Here is a 16,557-nt window from a genome sequence, read left to right on the forward strand (position 1 = left end):
GGGCCGACCCGGAAATGAGACTTTTCCCAATCCTAGGCCTAATCTTGGCCGCGTTCCATCTAAGCACCTTTGCGGAAAACGATAAAGTAATAAATTTTCTCCTCCCCGTGAAAACGGAAGGAATTGAAAATAAGGTCAGTTCCATTTTTGGAGAATCCAGAGGGGATCATTTCCATAATGGTATGGATATTTCCTCCAACGGAGAGTCGGTCTTGGCTATGGGAGAAGGAAAAATCCTCTATTCACGGTTTGGCGAGGATGACCCTTACGGTGAGGAATTCGGAACTGGAAATTCGGTTTGGTTGGACCACGGAAACGGCGTTTATACATCCTATTATCACTTGAAAGACAGTCGGTTGACCGGATTTTTACAAGACCGCCTAATCGCTAGAGGCGAAAAAATCGGAACAACCGGAAATACGGGGCATTCTAGCGGCGCCCACCTGCATTTCGTCGTTATTCAGGATTTCGGGAAAACGATTTTGGACCCGATGAAGTTCCTTCCTCCGATCGAAGACGGAACTGCCCCTCAGATCGGAAATTTATCGGTGCATGTCGGGGACAAATATACGCAAATAAACGATGGAGAAAATATTAATATCTCTCATTCGTTTCCGGTTACTGTCGGAGTTTCGGACGCCGGGAAGAAACAGGGCCAGCGAAGGGGAATTTCGCAGATTCAAGCATTTTTAAACGGCGAACCGCTTAAGAAGGCCGGCTTTTCCTCTCTAACTTATGATCATGGAGAATGGAAAAACCCGGAAGGATTTCGGTTTTCCGAATTGTATTATAGGGATCAATATTATCTTGGAAATTTGGATTTTAGAAACGGTGAGAATGCGATCAAAATTCTTGCATGGGATTTTCGAGGAAATCTAAGTGAAAAAATCTTCACTTTCTATGTGACGCGAATTCGATAAAGTTTCGAAGTTTTCCTCCTAACATTATAAAAACTAAAATAAACGTTTTCTTTTTACGAATGTACTGAATTATTTTTCTCTTAATAGACTTAAAGAGATATTCCCATGCGACAGATTTACCGCATCCTTCTTGTTTTTTCCATTCTTTCGGGTTCGAGTATTTTTGCCGAGGATTGGGTCTACGTAAAGGAAGAACAGAGCGTCAAGATTTACAAAAAAACGATGGAAACGTCTTTTGATGCTTTCAAAGTGAGTACTTTAATTTCGAGACCCTTATTCGAAGTAAGAAACATCTTCTTAAATATTCCGGGACATATAGACTGGATTGCAAATTGCAAAGAATCCAAAGTATTAGGCGGCAAAGTACCGGAAAAATTTAGGCATTACTATTTGATCGCTGCCCCTTGGCCCGTTAAGGATCGGGAGATGGTTTTGGAAACCGAATCGCATTTTGATCCAAAGAATAAAAGGTTCCATATCTTTACGAAAGCTCTAAATGATTTAACGATTCCTGCTAAAAAAAACGCGTTTCGAATCGTGAATTCGAGAATTCAATGGATTCTCGAAGAGATTTCTCCCTCTTCTACTTTGGTAACTTATATCAACCAGACCGATCCAGGCGGAGATGTTCCTGCATATATATCGAATTGGTCTTCGTCGGACGCGCCAATCGAAACCATCTTGGGGCTAAAGAAGATCATCGAAAAGTAAACGAATCGGGATTTTCAATTAGAAAATCATTTTATTATTTTATATAACGCGTGTTTACTGAGTCGGTCATCCATTGGAAGATTCGGGTGATGAAATTCGGTTATGAATTCCATCCCTATTTTCCTCATAACGGATCTTGAGCGTTCATTGAGAACGCTAGTAAATGAAACGATTTCAGTCGCGTTCAATTCTTGAAATGCATATCGAATTGTTGAGATTGCGGCTTCGCTTGCATATCCTTTTCCCCAAAAATCCGGGAGGATTCGCCAGCCGATTTCCAGGTTGGGTGCGAAGAAACAATCAAAGTCGACGTGAACTATTCCTACAAAACCGATAAACGAATTTTCATCCAAATCTTCGACTGCGAATAAACCGAAGTTATATCTATTCCAATGCTTTTGAATTCTGTCGAATAGTTCGTTGCTCTCTTTTGCAGATAAGAGTGTTGGAAAAAATTCCATAACCCTGGGATTCGAATTTAATTTAAATAAAGAATCTCTGTCGCCATCGTTCCAAGTTCGGAGCAAAAGACGTTCGGTCCGAATAAACGTTGGAAAGGGCATAATAGATACACCTCAAAGGAAGCTTATTGACCTAGGCTTTATAGCGAATCGGTTCGTAGGCCGAATCAGCGCTTGACTCCGGCGGTTTCTTTTGGGCTATATGCCTTAATATTTTCGCCGAAGCTGTAATAAACCGTTTCTTTACCTAGAAGCCCGACAAGGCGACTCATTAATTCCTCATTGGGTTGCACCGAATAATGATTATGAGCGCGAATGACTTTTTTTTCTTCCGCTCCCGAGATTAAATGGAAATAAACGTGTGAATTTCCCTGGTACGCCGCGAGAAGAGTATGCAATTTGCCTATGATATCGGGCATTTTGCGATGGCGATCCTCAAGTCTTATGTGTAACGCTTTTTCCATCTTATCTTCGATGGTGGTTTGATTCAATATCTCGAAGTTGTTCACCTTGATTTGACCGCGCAGTTCCGACTCTCCCGCTTCGATCCTGTCCAAATCCCCTTTGATAAAAACCGCTTCGTCTTCCTTGATCAATTCCTTAAATCTTTGGTATACTTTCGGAAAAGCAACGCACTCGATTTCTCCGGTTCGATCTTCCAATTTGAAATTTACGAATTCTTCCTTTTTCTTAGTGAATTTGACTTTAAGCGAAGTCACGATACCTGCGATTTCAACTTTAGTGCCGGCTTTAATATCATCCAGCTTTTCTATCGGGATGCTGTGTAGGCTGCGCAAATGAGCTTCGTATTTATCCAACGGGTGGCCGGAAAGAAATAAACCCGTTACCGATTTTTCTCTTCGTAATCGCTCTTCCGATTCCCATTCATCCGCGTCTTTCGGAAGCTTGAGCTCATAAGAGAGTGTAGACTCCCCGAAAAGGGAGAATTGTCCTTGAGCGGATCTTTCCTGTTCCTTTTGCGCGTAAGATACAAGACTATCCAGCGACTCAAAGAGACATTTTCGAGTATAGCCGAACGAATCCATCGCTCCGCCTTGAACTAACGCTTCCATAATCTTCTTATTTAAGATTCGAGTGTCGACTTCGAGTATGAAGTCTTTAATATCTTTAAAGCCTCCCGTTTTTTTCCGGGCTTTGATGATATTTTCGGCGGCTCCTTCTCCCACTCCTTTCATGGCCGAAATTCCGAAACGAATCGTCTCTTCATCTATAACGGAAAAAGAAACGTCGGATTCGTTTAGATCCGGTGTGAGAACATGTATGCCCATTTCGCGGGCATTATTGATATATTTAACGATATCGGTTGTTTTAGAATGATCTCCGGCAAGTAACGCAGCCATGTATTCGGTCGGATAGTTTGCTTTCATATACGCGGTTTGATACGTTACGAGAGCATATGCTACGGAATGCGATTTGTTAAAGCCGTAGCCTCCGAATTTTTCCAGCTGATCGAACAGTTCTTCGGAAAACTTTTTAGCGTGTCCCTTTGCCTGAGCGCCCTCTATGAATTTGATACGAAGAGGATCCATGAGCTCTTTCTTCTTTTTTGCCATGGCCTTGCGTAGCATATCGGATTCACCCATCGTATAGCCGCCGACCAAACGAGAGATACTCATCACCTGTTCCTGATAAACGGTTAATCCGAAGGTTTCTTTCAAAATCGCTTCGCAGGATTCATGCGGGTAAGAAACGGGCTTTCTTCCGCTTTTACGCTCCAAGTATTCTTCCAACATTCCGGATTCCATCGGCCCCGGACGATATAATGCGATAAGAGCTACGATTTCCTCGAAACTGGAAACTTGGCTTCTTGCGACCAAATCGGTGATTCCACTGGATTCTAATTGGAATATTCCTAACGTATTGGCTTTGCGAAGAAGAGCGTATGTATTAGAATCATCTAATGGAATTTTATCTAAATCTAGCTCTACGCCCCTTCTTTCTCTTACCAGCTTAACCGCATAGCTTAAGGTTGTGAGGTTTTTGAGGCCGAGGATATCCATCTTGATAAGGCCTACGGCTTCTAAATTATTCTTTTCGTATTGGGTAACTATGGAGCGAACTCCAGGACGTTCTTTCTCCGCGACCGTAGAGAGCGGGACCACTTCGTCTAACGGATATGGAGAAATGACCACACCCGCAGCGTGACGTCCCGGTTGCCTATAGTTTCCCTCTAGCCGTTTGGCAATCGAGAAGATCTTTTTGTGAAGCTCGTCTTTTTCACTGGCTTGTTTTAGATCCGAAGAAATTTCAATCGCCTCATCCAAGGTGATTCCAGGCTTATTCGGGCAATAGCTAGTGAGCTTATTCGCTTCGTCGTAGGGTAGATTCATGACTCGACCCACATCTTTCAAGGCCGCCTTAGCCGCTAGAGACCCGAAAGTAATAATCTGGCCTACTCGATCTTCTCCGTATTTATGCCGGATATAATTGATTACTTCTTCTCGCCTTTCGACACAGAAATCGGTATCGATATCGGGCATATCCTTTCGATCAGGGTTGAGAAAACGCTCGAAAAGAAGATTAAAGCGAAGAGGTTCCACATTCGTAATTCCTAGCGCATAAGCGACGATGGAACCTGCAGCGGATCCGCGTCCGGGACCTACCGGAATTCCGCTCTTCTTTGCGTAATTGATATAATCTTGAACGATCAAAAAGTATCCGGCAAAGCGCATATTCTTAATCGTTCCAAGTTCGAATTCGGTTCTTTCTTTAATTTCCGGAGTAATGGTCGAATATCTATGACGAATCCCGTCCCAAACAAGCTTTTCCATAAAGCCGTATTCGTCGTAACCGTCGGGAACGGAAAATTCAGGAAGAAGATAGTTCCCGAACTTTAATTGAAGATTTATCTTATCTCTTATTTCAAGTGTGGAATAGTATGCTTGCGGGAGTTCCGGGAAGAGAAGTTTCATCTCCGCGGGGCTTTTTACGTAGAAGTGCTGGTTAAAACCGAATTCCATTTCGTCTTCTATTGTTTTGCGCATTCCGATTCTTAAAAGAATATCCTGCGCTTCCTTATCGTCTTTGCGAAGGAAGTGGGAATCGTTGGTAACAACCAGCTTAATACCGGTTCTTTGCGAGAAGTCATAGACGCCTTTTGCCGCAACCTCCTGTTCCGGAATTCCATGATTTTGAATTTCTAAGTAAAAATCCTCTTTTCGGAAAATTTCGTTCAGCTTGCCTGCAAGCTGAAAAGACTCGGGAATTTTGCCTTCCAGTATCTTACGGTTTACTTCGCCTGCCAAGCAGGCAGTAAGACACACTAATCCCTCGCTATATTTATCCAAAAGATCGTAATCGATACGGGCCTTTTTATAAAAACCTTCCGTATAAGATTTACTAGCTAACTTTATTAGATTTTTATAACCTATTTCGTCCTTAGCAAGAAGTATTAAATGATATGCATTTCCATCGGCAATTCTCATCTCCTCCACTTCGGCTTTTCGATTCGGAGAAACGTAGAATTCGCAACCTATGATGGGTTTTACGCCGTTTTTGACTGCCTCGTTATAAAACTCAATCGCTCCGAACATGTTTCCATGATCAGTCATTGCTACGGAACTCATGCCTAGCTCTTTAACATGCTTCATCAATTCCTTGATGCGGATTGCGCCGTCGAGCATGGAGTAAGTAGTGTGAAGATGAAGGTGGGCGAAATCTTCCATTCCAAGGGACATAATAGAAATTTGGACCGGGATTCGTCAAGCGGAGTGAATTCCGACCTTTCATTCTATTGCAAAAGCTATTCGATTTTAAATCTTCAACTTTTTTGAAAAAAGGCTTTTCCGTAAAATCATACCAAATTGAAGAGAATTTTTCGCTTTTCTTCCTTGTTTTGTCCTCTTCTTTTCTTGGCTTTTCCGTTCGTCTTACGGCCAGAAAACCGATGTTTTTGTATAGAGGCGCCCGCTATCATGCCTCTCTCAATTAATTACGAGAACTTTCGGTGACAGATGCTCGGAGAATCATTCTATCATTGAAATCGTTTTTCTGTCCTGTATAAGGTCAGGACAACGCTTCACAGCCGGGAGCAAGTTTAAGAATGCAAGATTCTTCCGAAATCGCCGGATAAAGCGTTGCCGTTCCGGCTTCATTCAAATAAAATGCGAATCTTCGTTGTTTTTGTCGGATCGCCTCGATACGTTCTTCGGAATCTTTCCCGCGCAGAGAAACGATGGATAGTTTCTCTATAAGGATGAAGGCATTATTCTTTGTTTCTATAGTAATTATTTATTTAAAATAAAAATATAATAAAGGTGTCAATGTCCAAAATAGAAATTACTCTTCGCACGGCAAGTCGCTCCGACTTGGAAGAACTTACGGAATTATTCGAATTATATCGGTCATTCTACGGATTGAAATCCGATTCTACGAATACGAAACGATTTTTGGAGGATCGCCTTTTGCATAAAGATTCCATATTGCTCGTTGCGGAAGATTCTAACGAACTAAAAGGGTTTGCTCAGATTTATCCGACTTTTTCTTCGTTATTAATGAAGAAAGATTTTATTCTAAACGATTTATACGTACGCGAATCCGTTCGAAGAAATGGAATCGCAAAAAAACTCCTGGAAGAGGCTGCTGCTACGATCCGTAAATTGGGTGGAAAAGGAATGAGTTTGGAAACCTCGCCGGATAATAGGGCGGCCAGAAAATTATATGAAAGTTTCGGATTTCGTTTAAGCGAAGAATATCTGCATTATTACTGGTCGGTGCCGGTTGAAAAATAGTCAAAATTTCAGCAATTCTCCTGCGAGAATGTTGAGAAAGATTGTCAAAACTCGCTATCGGCGATCAAAATCGTTGATAAAATAAAAATCGGTTTCATCCTTTTAACCCGTCTTTATATTTAGCCGGTTCGGAGTTCACGGCTAAGTTCGAATCATCGGACCGAAGGAATTTTCCTAACAGCTTTGTTTTTCCGATCAGATGGCAGTATGGACATTCCCTTCTCTTCCGCTTCGAGCGACATCTCAGACATAAGTCAGCGCGTATTAATAGCCGCTACCCAGGTGTCTGTGATTTCAACGGATCTAAACGGCGTAATTCTTTCCTTTAACCCTGGCTCCGAGCTGATGCTTGGTTATTCCGCCGACGAAGTCGTCGGGAAGCTAACCACTGAAGTTTTTCACGATGAAGAGGAAGTGGAAGAAAGGGGTCGAGAACTAGATAAAAAATATAATCGGAAACTTTCCGGTTTTGAAATCTTAGTAGATGACGCTCGAAATGGAAATTTCGAGGCGAAGGATTGGATTTACGTTCGCAAAGATGGATCCCGTCTTGCCGTTCGTCTCATCGTTACTCCCATGCGGGAGTCTAACGGCGAATTAATCGGGTTTACGGGAATCGCTCGAGATGTCAGCGATCAAAAGAAACAGGAAGAACAGCTCCTTTTTCAAAAACGTTTAGGTGAAATAATAGCCCGGTCGTTATCCGAATATATTTTAGAATTCGACTCAGATTCGACTTTCTCGAAGCTGCTTCACGCGATTTTGGATATCACGAAAAGTGAATACGGTTTTATTGCTGAAGTGATTTTGGATTCGGAAGGATCTTCATATATTAAAACGAGAGCAATTGCCCAAATTTCCTCGGAAGAAGAGATACAAAAATTCGTTAAGGCGAATTCGGGTAAAGGACTGGAATTTAGAAAGTTAAACAGCATATTCGGTTCGGTCGCTCTTTCTCAAAATCCGATTATCATTAACGACTCGAAGAAAGCGGAAGCCGTCCCCGAGGGACATCCGAAATTACGAACTTTCTTAGGAGTTCCATTCGAGATTAAAGGTAGAATGATCGGCGTTCTCGTAATCGCTAATCGTAAAAGCGGCTATGATGAAAGACTCTGTGAAGATCTTCAGCCGCTTCTAAAAACCATCGCTCATATCATTGAAGCGATCCGTAATGAAGAAAGGAGACGGGAAACGGAACAGGCGCTTAAAAGAAGCGAGGAACGGAGCCAAAAGTTAGTCAACGCGCTTCCGGATTTATTTTTCATTATGGATAAAGAATCCAGAATCATAAGTTATCATGCCCCTAAAAAGGAGGACCTTTACGTACCGCCGAATGAATTTCTTGGTAAAAAAATGTCGGAACTTCTTCCTCGTGAATTGGCGCAAAATATTAATCTAAAACTCGATCGGGTTTTGACTTTCGGTTCGGGCGAATCCCTAAAATATTCTCTCGGTTTTCCGGAAGGCCAGAAGTTCTTCGAGGCTAGAATATTTCCTTACGATTCGGAAACGGCGATCTTTATGATCAGAAATATAACCGAACAAAAAGAAGCGGAAGAAGAACTCAGAAAAAGCGAATTATTTTTAGCGAGAACGCAAAGTCTCGGAAAAATCGGAGGTTGGAATTACAACTTCAAAACTCAGAAAAGATCCTGGACGAAAGAAATATATATTATATTAGAAATTGATAAAGACACGGATCCTAATTTAATCCAAGTCATCGATCTTTACGTAAAAGAAGATAGGACTAGGATAATTTCCGCTTTCGAAGAAATTAGGGAAGGTAAAAGCTTCGATTTGGAATTGCAGATAAAAACTTCTTCCGGAACGGTTAAGTGGGTTCGAGGCGTCGGGTCTCCGATTTGGGATTCGGAACAAAGTGAGGTTATCGGTCTAAACGGATCGTTGCAGGATGTTACTGATAAAGTAATCGCTAGAAAGGAATTAGAAAGCGCCAAGGAAGCTGCGGAATCTGCCTTAAGAGCTAAAAGTGATTTCTTGGCGAATATGAGTCATGAAATCAGGACTCCGATGAATGGAATTCTCGGTCTGACCGACTTGCTACTCTCGAATGATCCGAGCGGAGTGAATCGACACTATTTGGAAACGTTGCGTTATTCCGCCAATTCTCTTTTGGACGTTTTGAACGACATATTGGATTTTTCTAAAATCGAGTCCGGAAAATTGTCCGTTGACCATTCCGAATTTTCTCCCGGAGAATTGTTCGGTCCTTCATTAAGAATATTTGCGGATAAGTTAACCGAAAAAAAAGTTAAATTAATCTACTCCGAAAAAAATATGCCCTCGCGAGTCGAAAGCGATCCGGTCAAATTGAGACAAATCTTAATCAATCTACTCTCGAACGCGGCCAAGTTTACTCATAGCGGAAAGATTGAAGTCTGCTTAGAGATGGAGCTTTCTCCGGATGACTCTTCTATCTTGAAATTAACGGTGTCCGATTCCGGAATCGGAATTTCACCGGAAAAATTGGATAAAATTTTCGAGAGCTTTACGCAAGCCGACGGCTCGACCTCTCGCAAATACGGAGGAACGGGTTTAGGGTTGAGCATATGTAAAAGTCTAGCTTTACTTTTGGAGGGAGAAATTCACGTCGAGAGTAAGGAGGGAAAAGGAAGCTCTTTTCAACTCCGTATTCCCGTGAGAGCGGTAGGAAAAGATGAAAGTGATTCCCTCAAAGCCTCTTCAGGAACGCGAATTCTTATTTTTGGAGAGGATTTAGAGTCTTTGGAAATTCTGGGGGAGTTATTCAAACTCAACGGGGCGGAAGCATTTATAATGACCAGCGAATCCGACTTCTTCGATTTTTTGAGAACAACGAGCGTTCCTGTCGACTTGATCATATTGGAAAACCATCTTCCGTTCTTAAAAGGAATTAGCCTCGCTAAAGATATCCGTAATCGATCCGAATATTCCCATTTACCCGTGTATTTACTTACATTTTCTTCCGAGCTGGGTTTGATCGGAGAAGCAAGAAGGGATTTAGAAATAGCCGGATATTTAGTGAAACCGGTCGTTCCATCGGAAATACGTGCATTTCTTTTAAAGAAAGAAAACGTCGTATTGGGTTTTCTTTCTGAACGCAAAGCTATTCCCGATAAGAAAGATCAGTTGGTATTAAGGAAAAATTCGCGGATACTGATCGTAGAAGATAACGAGGTAAATCGCCTAGTCTTGGAGCGTAATTTGCGGAAACTAGGAGCCGAAGTGATTTCGGCAGAGAACGGGAAAATAGCGCTCGATTTCTTTTTTAAAGAAAGAATCGATTTGATTCTTTTAGATATTCAAATGCCTGTGATGGATGGATTTGAATTGGCGACTCGAATTCGAACTTGGGAAAGCGAAAGCCCTGATCGTTCTAGAATACCTTTGATTGCGGTGTCCGCGGGAACCGTTAGTGGTGAGCGGGAAAAATGTCTTGCTCTCGGGATTGATAAATTTGTAGCCAAACCTTATAAGACCGAAGAGATCCGCGAGGCGGTTTTAAATCTTCTCCACGATTAAACGAATCTTAATATTCAGCCTTTGGGAGGAAGCGGCCCTAACTTTTCTAAAAGCATTTGATTCACTAGATTCGGATCCGCTTTCCCTTTGGAAACTTTCATTATATAACCAACGATCGCTCCTAGAGCTCTATCCTTGCCGGATTTATATTTCTGCACTGCATCCTCATTAGCGGCAATCGCTTCGTCCACGATTTTCTCTATCTCCTTATCGTCGCGTACTACGATAAGATTCTTTTCGGTGACGATTATTTCCGGATCCTTCTCGCTCGAAAGCATTTCCTCAAAGACTGTTTTTCCGATTTTCCCGGAAATCTTACCGTCAGCGATTAATTTAACCAATTGCCCGATCCGCTTCGGTCCGACGTTAAATTCGGAAATTGTAATGCTTTCCTTATTCACGATTCCAAGAACTTCGTCTTTTACCCAATTAGAGGTGCGCTTTGGATCGCCGGAAACTTGCAAAGCTTCTTCATAATAATCCGCGATTTCTCTTTCCGCGGTAAGCACTTCGGCGTCATATTTAGGGAGTCCGAGCTTTTCGATAAATCGACTTCTTCTTGCGTCCGGCAATTCAGGTAATGTCTTGCGGATATTTTCCACGGTTTCCTTGGTCAGTATTACGGAAGGAAGATCGGGATCGGGAAAGTATCTATAATCGTGGCTCATTTCTTTCGTTCTCATCGTAACGGTGACATTGGCCGCAGAATCCCAAAGTTTGGTTTGTTGTTGAAATGTTTTTCCCTGGGAGAGCATTTCGGTCTGCCATTCGACTTCATAGTCGATCGCCGCCTTGACTGCTTTAAACGAGTTTAGATTCTTGATTTCCACCCGCGTTCCGAATTTATCCGAACCTATCGGGCGAACAGAGACGTTAGCGTCACACCGGAGGGACCCTTCTTCCATATTACAGTCCGAAACTCGAATATATCTAAGAATGGATTTAAGAGAAAGAAGGTAATAATATGCTTCATCCGAAGAACGGAGCTCCGGCTCGGAAACTATTTCTATCAAAGGCGTTCCGGCGCGGTTCAAATCGACGTAAGATTGATGAACATTTTGATCTGCAGAATGAATCAGTTTCCCCGCGTCTTCTTCTATATGGATTCGAGTGAGATGAATATATTTAGGTTTTTCTTCGCCTTTGACAGTAAAGGAAACTCCCCCGCCTTGACAAATGGGCCGGTCAAATTGAGATATTTGGTATCCTTTCGGCAAATCCGGATAAAAATAATTCTTTCGATCAAATTTAGTATGGAGAGTAATGTCCGAACCGAAGGCTAAGCCGGCCATGATCGCTTTATTTAAAGCTTCTTCGTTTAGCACGGGAAGCGATCCCGGTAAACCGAGGCAAACGGCCGAGACTTGCGAATTAGGTGGGGCACCGAATTTTGTAGGGCTAGTGGAGAAAACTTTGGATTCCGTATTGAGTTGTGCGTGGACTTCTAGACCGATCACTACTTCGTATTGCACGTAGGTTCTCCTTTTTTTCACCGCACTCAGCTTGTCCGGGTTTTTTCCTTGTCCCGAGTCTATTGAGGGCGTATGGAGTTATTCTGTGAATAGGATGCGAGCAGGCAACGGATTTTTTAAGTGAAGCAGGTCCTTTGTATAGCTAACCAAAAAGGCGGCGTCGGTAAAACCACTACGGCAGTCCATCTGGCCGCCGGCCTCGCTTTAAAAGGTGAAAAAGTCCTACTGTTGGACTTAGACGCTCAAAACAATGCGACCTCCGTTTTTCCGGAAGTTCAACCGGAATCGGGCAAGGACGCATTCTTGATCTTCAGCGATTCTGCTCCAGTAAAGGAATTATATCTGCCCACTCGGATTCCTGGACTCAGTCTTTTATCTGCGTCGGCAAAATTGTCGCAAGTAGACGTTTTACTTGCCGGTAAGCTCGACGGATTCTTTGCTTTAAAAGAAGGATTGGAAACGGCTCGAAACGATTTCGATCGCGTAGTCATCGATTGCCCTCCTAGTTTATCATTAATCACGATGAACGCATTTGTTGCCGCAACCGGATTAATCGTCCCGCTCCAAGTATCGAAATTTTCGTTGGATGGAATCGAAGCGATTCTCGAAGCCAAATCCGCAACGGTAAAAAGATACAATCCTTCTCTCCAAATTTTGGGCGCTCTTTTAACTCTGTACCAGTCTAGAACTACGATGTCTCAGACTGTAGTTCCGATGATCGAAGAACATCTTCGTTTATTCGAAGCAAAGATTCCACCGTCCGTTGCTGTAGAAGAAGCGCATCTTCTAAATCGGACACTTTACGAGTATCAATCTAAAAATAAGGCCGCAAAAGAATATGTCCGATTTACGGACGAGGTATATGCTCTTGGCTAAAAAGTCCGATTCGAAGAAAGATCTATTGCGAAAAGCGGCAGGAGACGCAGTTAGAAAAACTTTAGGCGGAGAAACTGCTCCGATCAAACGAGCCGCTCCTGACCAAGAGCATCGGGATTCGGGAGAATTAAACGAGAAAACCGATCCCGTCCCTGAATCGGACCAGGGAGATAGACGGGAAAAACAATTGCCCAAAAAGGACACCCGCTTCAGGATAAACAACGGTATGAGGATCGACGAATACACGCAGGCCCCGTCTTTGGAATCAAACGGGAATAAAAAATGGCTTCGGATTTTAGGGATCGTCTTTGTCGTTCTTCTGGTTTGGTGGCTTTGGCCCGCAAAGCACGAGATCTATATGGATGTCGATAAAATGACTCCGGACAAGGTTGCCGGAAGGAGTTCCGAGAAGGAATACCATTTTGCCCACGGACAAGATTTCTTTATCTATTATAAACGCGGAGGATGGTTTTCCCCGAAGAAAGTAAAGCTAACGATTTACAAATTGGATGACAACCGCGCCGAGATAAGCGTTCAGGAAAAGGAATTCAAGAAAAGAATCGAGAAATTCCAAACCTATTACGACGATTCTTTCTTCGACGACGAAGGTTCCTATGAAGTCGAAGTGAAAGACGAAGACGAAGAGATTCTTGTTACAAAAAAATTCACAATCGACTGAATGAATCGCATCTACTCGATAGCAATCCTAATCCTCATTACGGTTTCCTGCAGCGAATCTACTCGGCCGGAAGGAATTCCTATCGGGGCAAAATATGATAAGGCTCGAAACGTCTATTATCTGGATGAGCCGACTCGGCAAAGATTATATTATGAAAATGGAAAATTATATTCCGATTGTTCGATCGACGAAGCTAAGCAGTTTCACGGTTTTTGCAGAACTTACGCAAGATCGGAGGACCGAACTGCTTCGGAAGGGCGGTATGTACACGGGGCGAAAGTCGGGGATTGGGTCTGGTATTTTCCCGACGGTAAGATTTACGTAAAACAGAAATTCGGAACTCTTCCCCGTCGTTCCGATTCTATATGGTTGGGAGAAGAAGGAAACGAGGACGGTCCGTATCTTAGATATTACTCGGATGGCACTTTGGAACTGCAGGGATTTTATAAAGAAGGCCAAAAATCCGAGCTTTGGCAGAAGTTTTTTAAAGACGGAGAACTGGAATATTCCGGTTATTATGCGAAAGGAAAAAAAGTTAGAACTTGGTTCTATTACTTTCCGAATCGAACGAAAGAAGCTGTGGAAGTTTTCGATAATGATGGAAATTTTCTTTCCCGGTCCCTCTATTCTCCTCAAGGGAAAAAGATCTGTGAAGTCGATTCTAAAGGCGCATCCTGCGGTTAAATCGTATCGTCTGCATTTCGCTTAATTAATTCGGAAATTCTGAAATGCTTAGACAATCTTTCCACTGGGAGAAAATAGCAGGTTGGTCTTTCTTTATCCTGACAGTCTACCTAAGTTTTTATCTGACAATTACGCATCGCGGAAGCGAAGCTCTGCTGATCAGTCTGATCATCACTCATTTCGGAATTTATTTTTCGTTTCGTAAAGGTTTGAACAAAAAGACATTTCTCGTTTTATGTTCGTTTCATCTTTTTACTGTATACTTTTTCGGGAGGTATACATTAGAGATTTTGTCCGCCATCGATGGCTGGAAACAAATTTTCTAAAATTCCGATATTCATAATCAAAAGCGAAAAGATAAACACGATAAAGAGCACGACTAAAATAAGACCGAAAGTTCCGAAGAGAATATTACGCACAAAACGTAGTTGCAGATAACTAATTCCGATGGCGAGGTTTTGAAATTTACCCAAATCCCCGCTCTTACCGAGCCGGAGGTAATTTCGGATATAAAATCCTGAAAGTACCAAAAGCGCGATTAGGAGAAGGACTCCGAATTGACTCGCATAGTTTCGTTGTAAAAGGAACAGAGGAATATAAACAAGATTTCCTACAATTGTTCCCAAAACGATAATTCCTAAAAAATGAAGGATCGAATTTACGAATGTTTCGCTTTCCGCTTTACTGCCGGTTCGGAACTCGGCCTCGTCTTCTTTCAAATTTCTTAGAGAAGAAAAACGGTCGGCCTCGGCATTCGAGAATACTTGGTCTACCGTCAGAGTCATATAGATCAGGAATACGATCCATCCTAGCGTTAATAGAATAGCCGGGACGCCCCAAAAATTCGTTCCCGCAGTTCTTACCGCTGCTCCGATCAATGTCGGCAGAATTGAAAACGCATAAATAATGCCGAACACATATAGTATTCGATTCATGAACGTATAGAAAAAGGTTTTGTATCGAAGGGAAACGAACGAGGAAATGGATAACAATCCTAAAAAACAATAAAAGAAGATCTGAATCCTTTGACCTAATAAGATCCTTCCCATTCTATCTATCGTATCTTCAGGTTGAGAATCGGTCGGAATTCCGCTATCACCTAATTCCGCCAAAATCTTTTGAGTTAAAAGCATTTGGGAAATTGCGCCGCCTTGAAAATAGAAACCTGACATTGGTTCTCTACCTGTCCCGTCTAACATAGCTTCCATCGTCGTCGTATCGTTCGCATCAAGAAATGTCGGTTGTAGGAAAAGCTGAAAAAGGCAGACAAATAGCAGGATGAAGGGAATTATATAGGCAAGATGGAGACGGGAAAATTTTTTCATCAGATTATTCTTTTTTAAAAAGGTAGCTCAGAATAAAAATACAAAAACGGCAACCATTCCGATTCCGACAACGCCTAAAGCGATTAGCACCGTTAATAGTAGACTTGATTCTCCGGCTTCGATGCTGGAAGAAGTATCGTGAGAAGCGGCGCCTTTTTTTGCCGGCGCCTTTTCGCCTGTGTACGGTCTTACTTTTATACTATTTTCTTCTTCGTAAATTTTCCCGAAAACATCGACTCCGATTCTGATTACGGTTTCGCTTTCGGTTCCCTTATTTTCAGTCGCAACGATCGTGGCCGGCACAGGGCGAATCGATCCGTCTTCCATTTTTAATTTCATGGTATCGATTACGCCTAAAGTAGTCGGGTCACCCGGGTTTAATTGAACTATAATTTGATCTCCCGGTTTTAATTGATTTACCGGAATTCCGGAAACAGGAGAAAGAATGAATTTGAACTGAATCCTTGTTGCATTCTGCGGAATGGACGCGTCGATTCCGGTTGCAACCACAGTACCCGGTCCCGGTGCGGTAGATTCGTCTAAAGAAGGAGGTCCCTCCTCATCAGTCGAATCTAAATTCTCCATAGACTGACGATTCATACTTGTATCGTCGATTTTGTCCCGGTCGATGAGTGAATACCAAAGAGTAATATCGGGTTTTGAATTACCGATTGCCTGATTCGCGACCTGATTAATCAGGTATCTGATTTTCTCATCTTCCCTTTTGTTCATATAATGGAGTAATTGCTCCATAAAATCGTCCGATCTACCGGAAGATTGAAAGAGTTCACCGAGCTTATTCGTTAGATTTTTAAGTTGTTTTCCTTCGTATTTTATCTTTTGACAGATATTAGAAATATCTTTGAAAGTTGCTCCCGAAAGTGGAACATTAATCAGTTCGCTGTTTCCGACAGCCACTACGTCAAGTCGATCGATATGGCTGCTTACTGGGTCGACAATACCGCCGAATAATACGTACAAAGAAGATGAAGTATCCCGAGATTGAAAAAAGAAGGAGTAAACTTGGTTGGAGGCCATATATCTTTCGAATGAAATCGAACTGTCTCCGATTACCAAGACGGAGTCGACTTTATTTTGACATCCTGCTTCGGAATCGTAGAATTGTCAAACTAAGCAATTTCGCCATTATAGG

The 16,557-nt window shown here is 42.4% G+C and carries 12 protein-coding genes; 7 read left to right on the forward strand and 5 right to left on the reverse strand.

What is annotated here, in order from left to right:
* Nucleotides 1-14: 14 nt before the first annotated feature.
* Together LEP1GSC058_RS15060 and LEP1GSC058_RS15065 are read left to right on the forward strand one after the other, a co-directional pair.
* Complete coding sequence (locus LEP1GSC058_RS15060) at nucleotides 15-920, forward strand: M23 family metallopeptidase (protein WP_039948426.1); 906 nt, start codon at nucleotides 15-17, stop codon at nucleotides 918-920.
* 105 nt (nucleotides 921-1,025) lie between these two features.
* Nucleotides 1,026-1,631: an START domain-containing protein gene (locus LEP1GSC058_RS15065; RefSeq protein WP_016549904.1), complete on the forward strand. Its 606-nt coding sequence runs from the start codon at nucleotides 1,026-1,028 to the stop codon at nucleotides 1,629-1,631.
* Nucleotides 1,632-1,657: 26 nt separating this feature from the next.
* Here LEP1GSC058_RS15065 and LEP1GSC058_RS15070 read toward each other — a convergent pair whose 3' ends face one another.
* Both LEP1GSC058_RS15070 and dnaE read right to left on the reverse strand, forming a co-directional pair.
* Nucleotides 1,658-2,194, reverse strand: coding sequence for a GNAT family N-acetyltransferase (locus LEP1GSC058_RS15070; RefSeq protein ID WP_016549407.1), 537 nt, complete (start codon nucleotides 2,192-2,194; stop codon nucleotides 1,658-1,660).
* Between the two features lie 65 nt (nucleotides 2,195-2,259).
* The gene (dnaE, locus tag LEP1GSC058_RS15075; RefSeq protein WP_198014409.1) at nucleotides 2,260-5,778 is read right to left on the reverse strand and encodes a DNA polymerase III subunit alpha; all 3,519 of its coding nucleotides are present in this window, start codon (nucleotides 5,776-5,778) and stop codon (nucleotides 2,260-2,262) included.
* A gap of 597 nt (nucleotides 5,779-6,375) precedes the next feature.
* On the opposite strand from dnaE, the gene LEP1GSC058_RS15085 reads away from it, so the two are divergent.
* On the forward strand, nucleotides 6,376-6,843 hold the full coding sequence (locus tag LEP1GSC058_RS15085; protein ID WP_016550913.1) for a GNAT family N-acetyltransferase: 468 nt from the start codon (nucleotides 6,376-6,378) through the stop codon (nucleotides 6,841-6,843).
* 207 nt (nucleotides 6,844-7,050) lie between these two features.
* Nucleotides 7,051-10,368, forward strand: a complete 3,318-nt coding sequence (locus LEP1GSC058_RS15090; protein ID WP_232224710.1) for a response regulator — start codon at nucleotides 7,051-7,053, stop codon at nucleotides 10,366-10,368.
* Nucleotides 10,369-10,382: 14 nt separating this feature from the next.
* Here the strand turns inward: LEP1GSC058_RS15090 and gatB are convergent, their stop codons facing one another.
* Nucleotides 10,383-11,840, reverse strand: a complete 1,458-nt coding sequence (gene gatB / locus LEP1GSC058_RS15095; RefSeq protein WP_016550640.1) for an Asp-tRNA(Asn)/Glu-tRNA(Gln) amidotransferase subunit GatB — start codon at nucleotides 11,838-11,840, stop codon at nucleotides 10,383-10,385.
* Nucleotides 11,841-11,960: 120 nt separating this feature from the next.
* Between gatB and LEP1GSC058_RS15100 the strand changes: the two genes are divergently transcribed.
* Genes LEP1GSC058_RS15100 through LEP1GSC058_RS15110 form a run of 3 tightly spaced genes read left to right on the forward strand, consistent with a single transcriptional unit; the run spans nucleotide 11,961 to nucleotide 14,079 of the window.
* On the forward strand, nucleotides 11,961-12,716 hold the full coding sequence (locus LEP1GSC058_RS15100; RefSeq protein ID WP_016550255.1) for a ParA family protein: 756 nt from the start codon (nucleotides 11,961-11,963) through the stop codon (nucleotides 12,714-12,716).
* Nucleotides 12,703-13,395 (forward strand): hypothetical protein, encoded by a 693-nt coding sequence (locus LEP1GSC058_RS15105; protein ID WP_016549523.1) that lies wholly within the window; start codon nucleotides 12,703-12,705, stop codon nucleotides 13,393-13,395. Before LEP1GSC058_RS15100 ends, LEP1GSC058_RS15105 begins: the two co-directional genes overlap by 14 nt.
* Nucleotides 13,396-14,079, forward strand: coding sequence for a toxin-antitoxin system YwqK family antitoxin (locus LEP1GSC058_RS15110; protein ID WP_016549354.1), 684 nt, complete (start codon nucleotides 13,396-13,398; stop codon nucleotides 14,077-14,079). It begins immediately after the preceding gene.
* Between the two features lie 281 nt (nucleotides 14,080-14,360).
* Here LEP1GSC058_RS15110 and LEP1GSC058_RS15120 read toward each other — a convergent pair whose 3' ends face one another.
* Nucleotides 14,361-15,404, reverse strand: a complete 1,044-nt coding sequence (locus LEP1GSC058_RS15120) for an LIC_10230 family protein (protein WP_016551030.1) — start codon at nucleotides 15,402-15,404, stop codon at nucleotides 14,361-14,363.
* 27 nt (nucleotides 15,405-15,431) lie between these two features.
* Nucleotides 15,432-16,442: a hypothetical protein gene (locus LEP1GSC058_RS15125; RefSeq protein WP_039948691.1), complete on the reverse strand. Its 1,011-nt coding sequence runs from the start codon at nucleotides 16,440-16,442 to the stop codon at nucleotides 15,432-15,434.
* Nucleotides 16,443-16,557: the final 115 nt, after the last annotated feature.

The sequence above is a fragment of the Leptospira fainei serovar Hurstbridge str. BUT 6 genome (genome assembly GCF_000306235.2).
Taxonomy (GTDB): domain Bacteria; phylum Spirochaetota; class Leptospiria; order Leptospirales; family Leptospiraceae; genus Leptospira_B; species Leptospira_B fainei.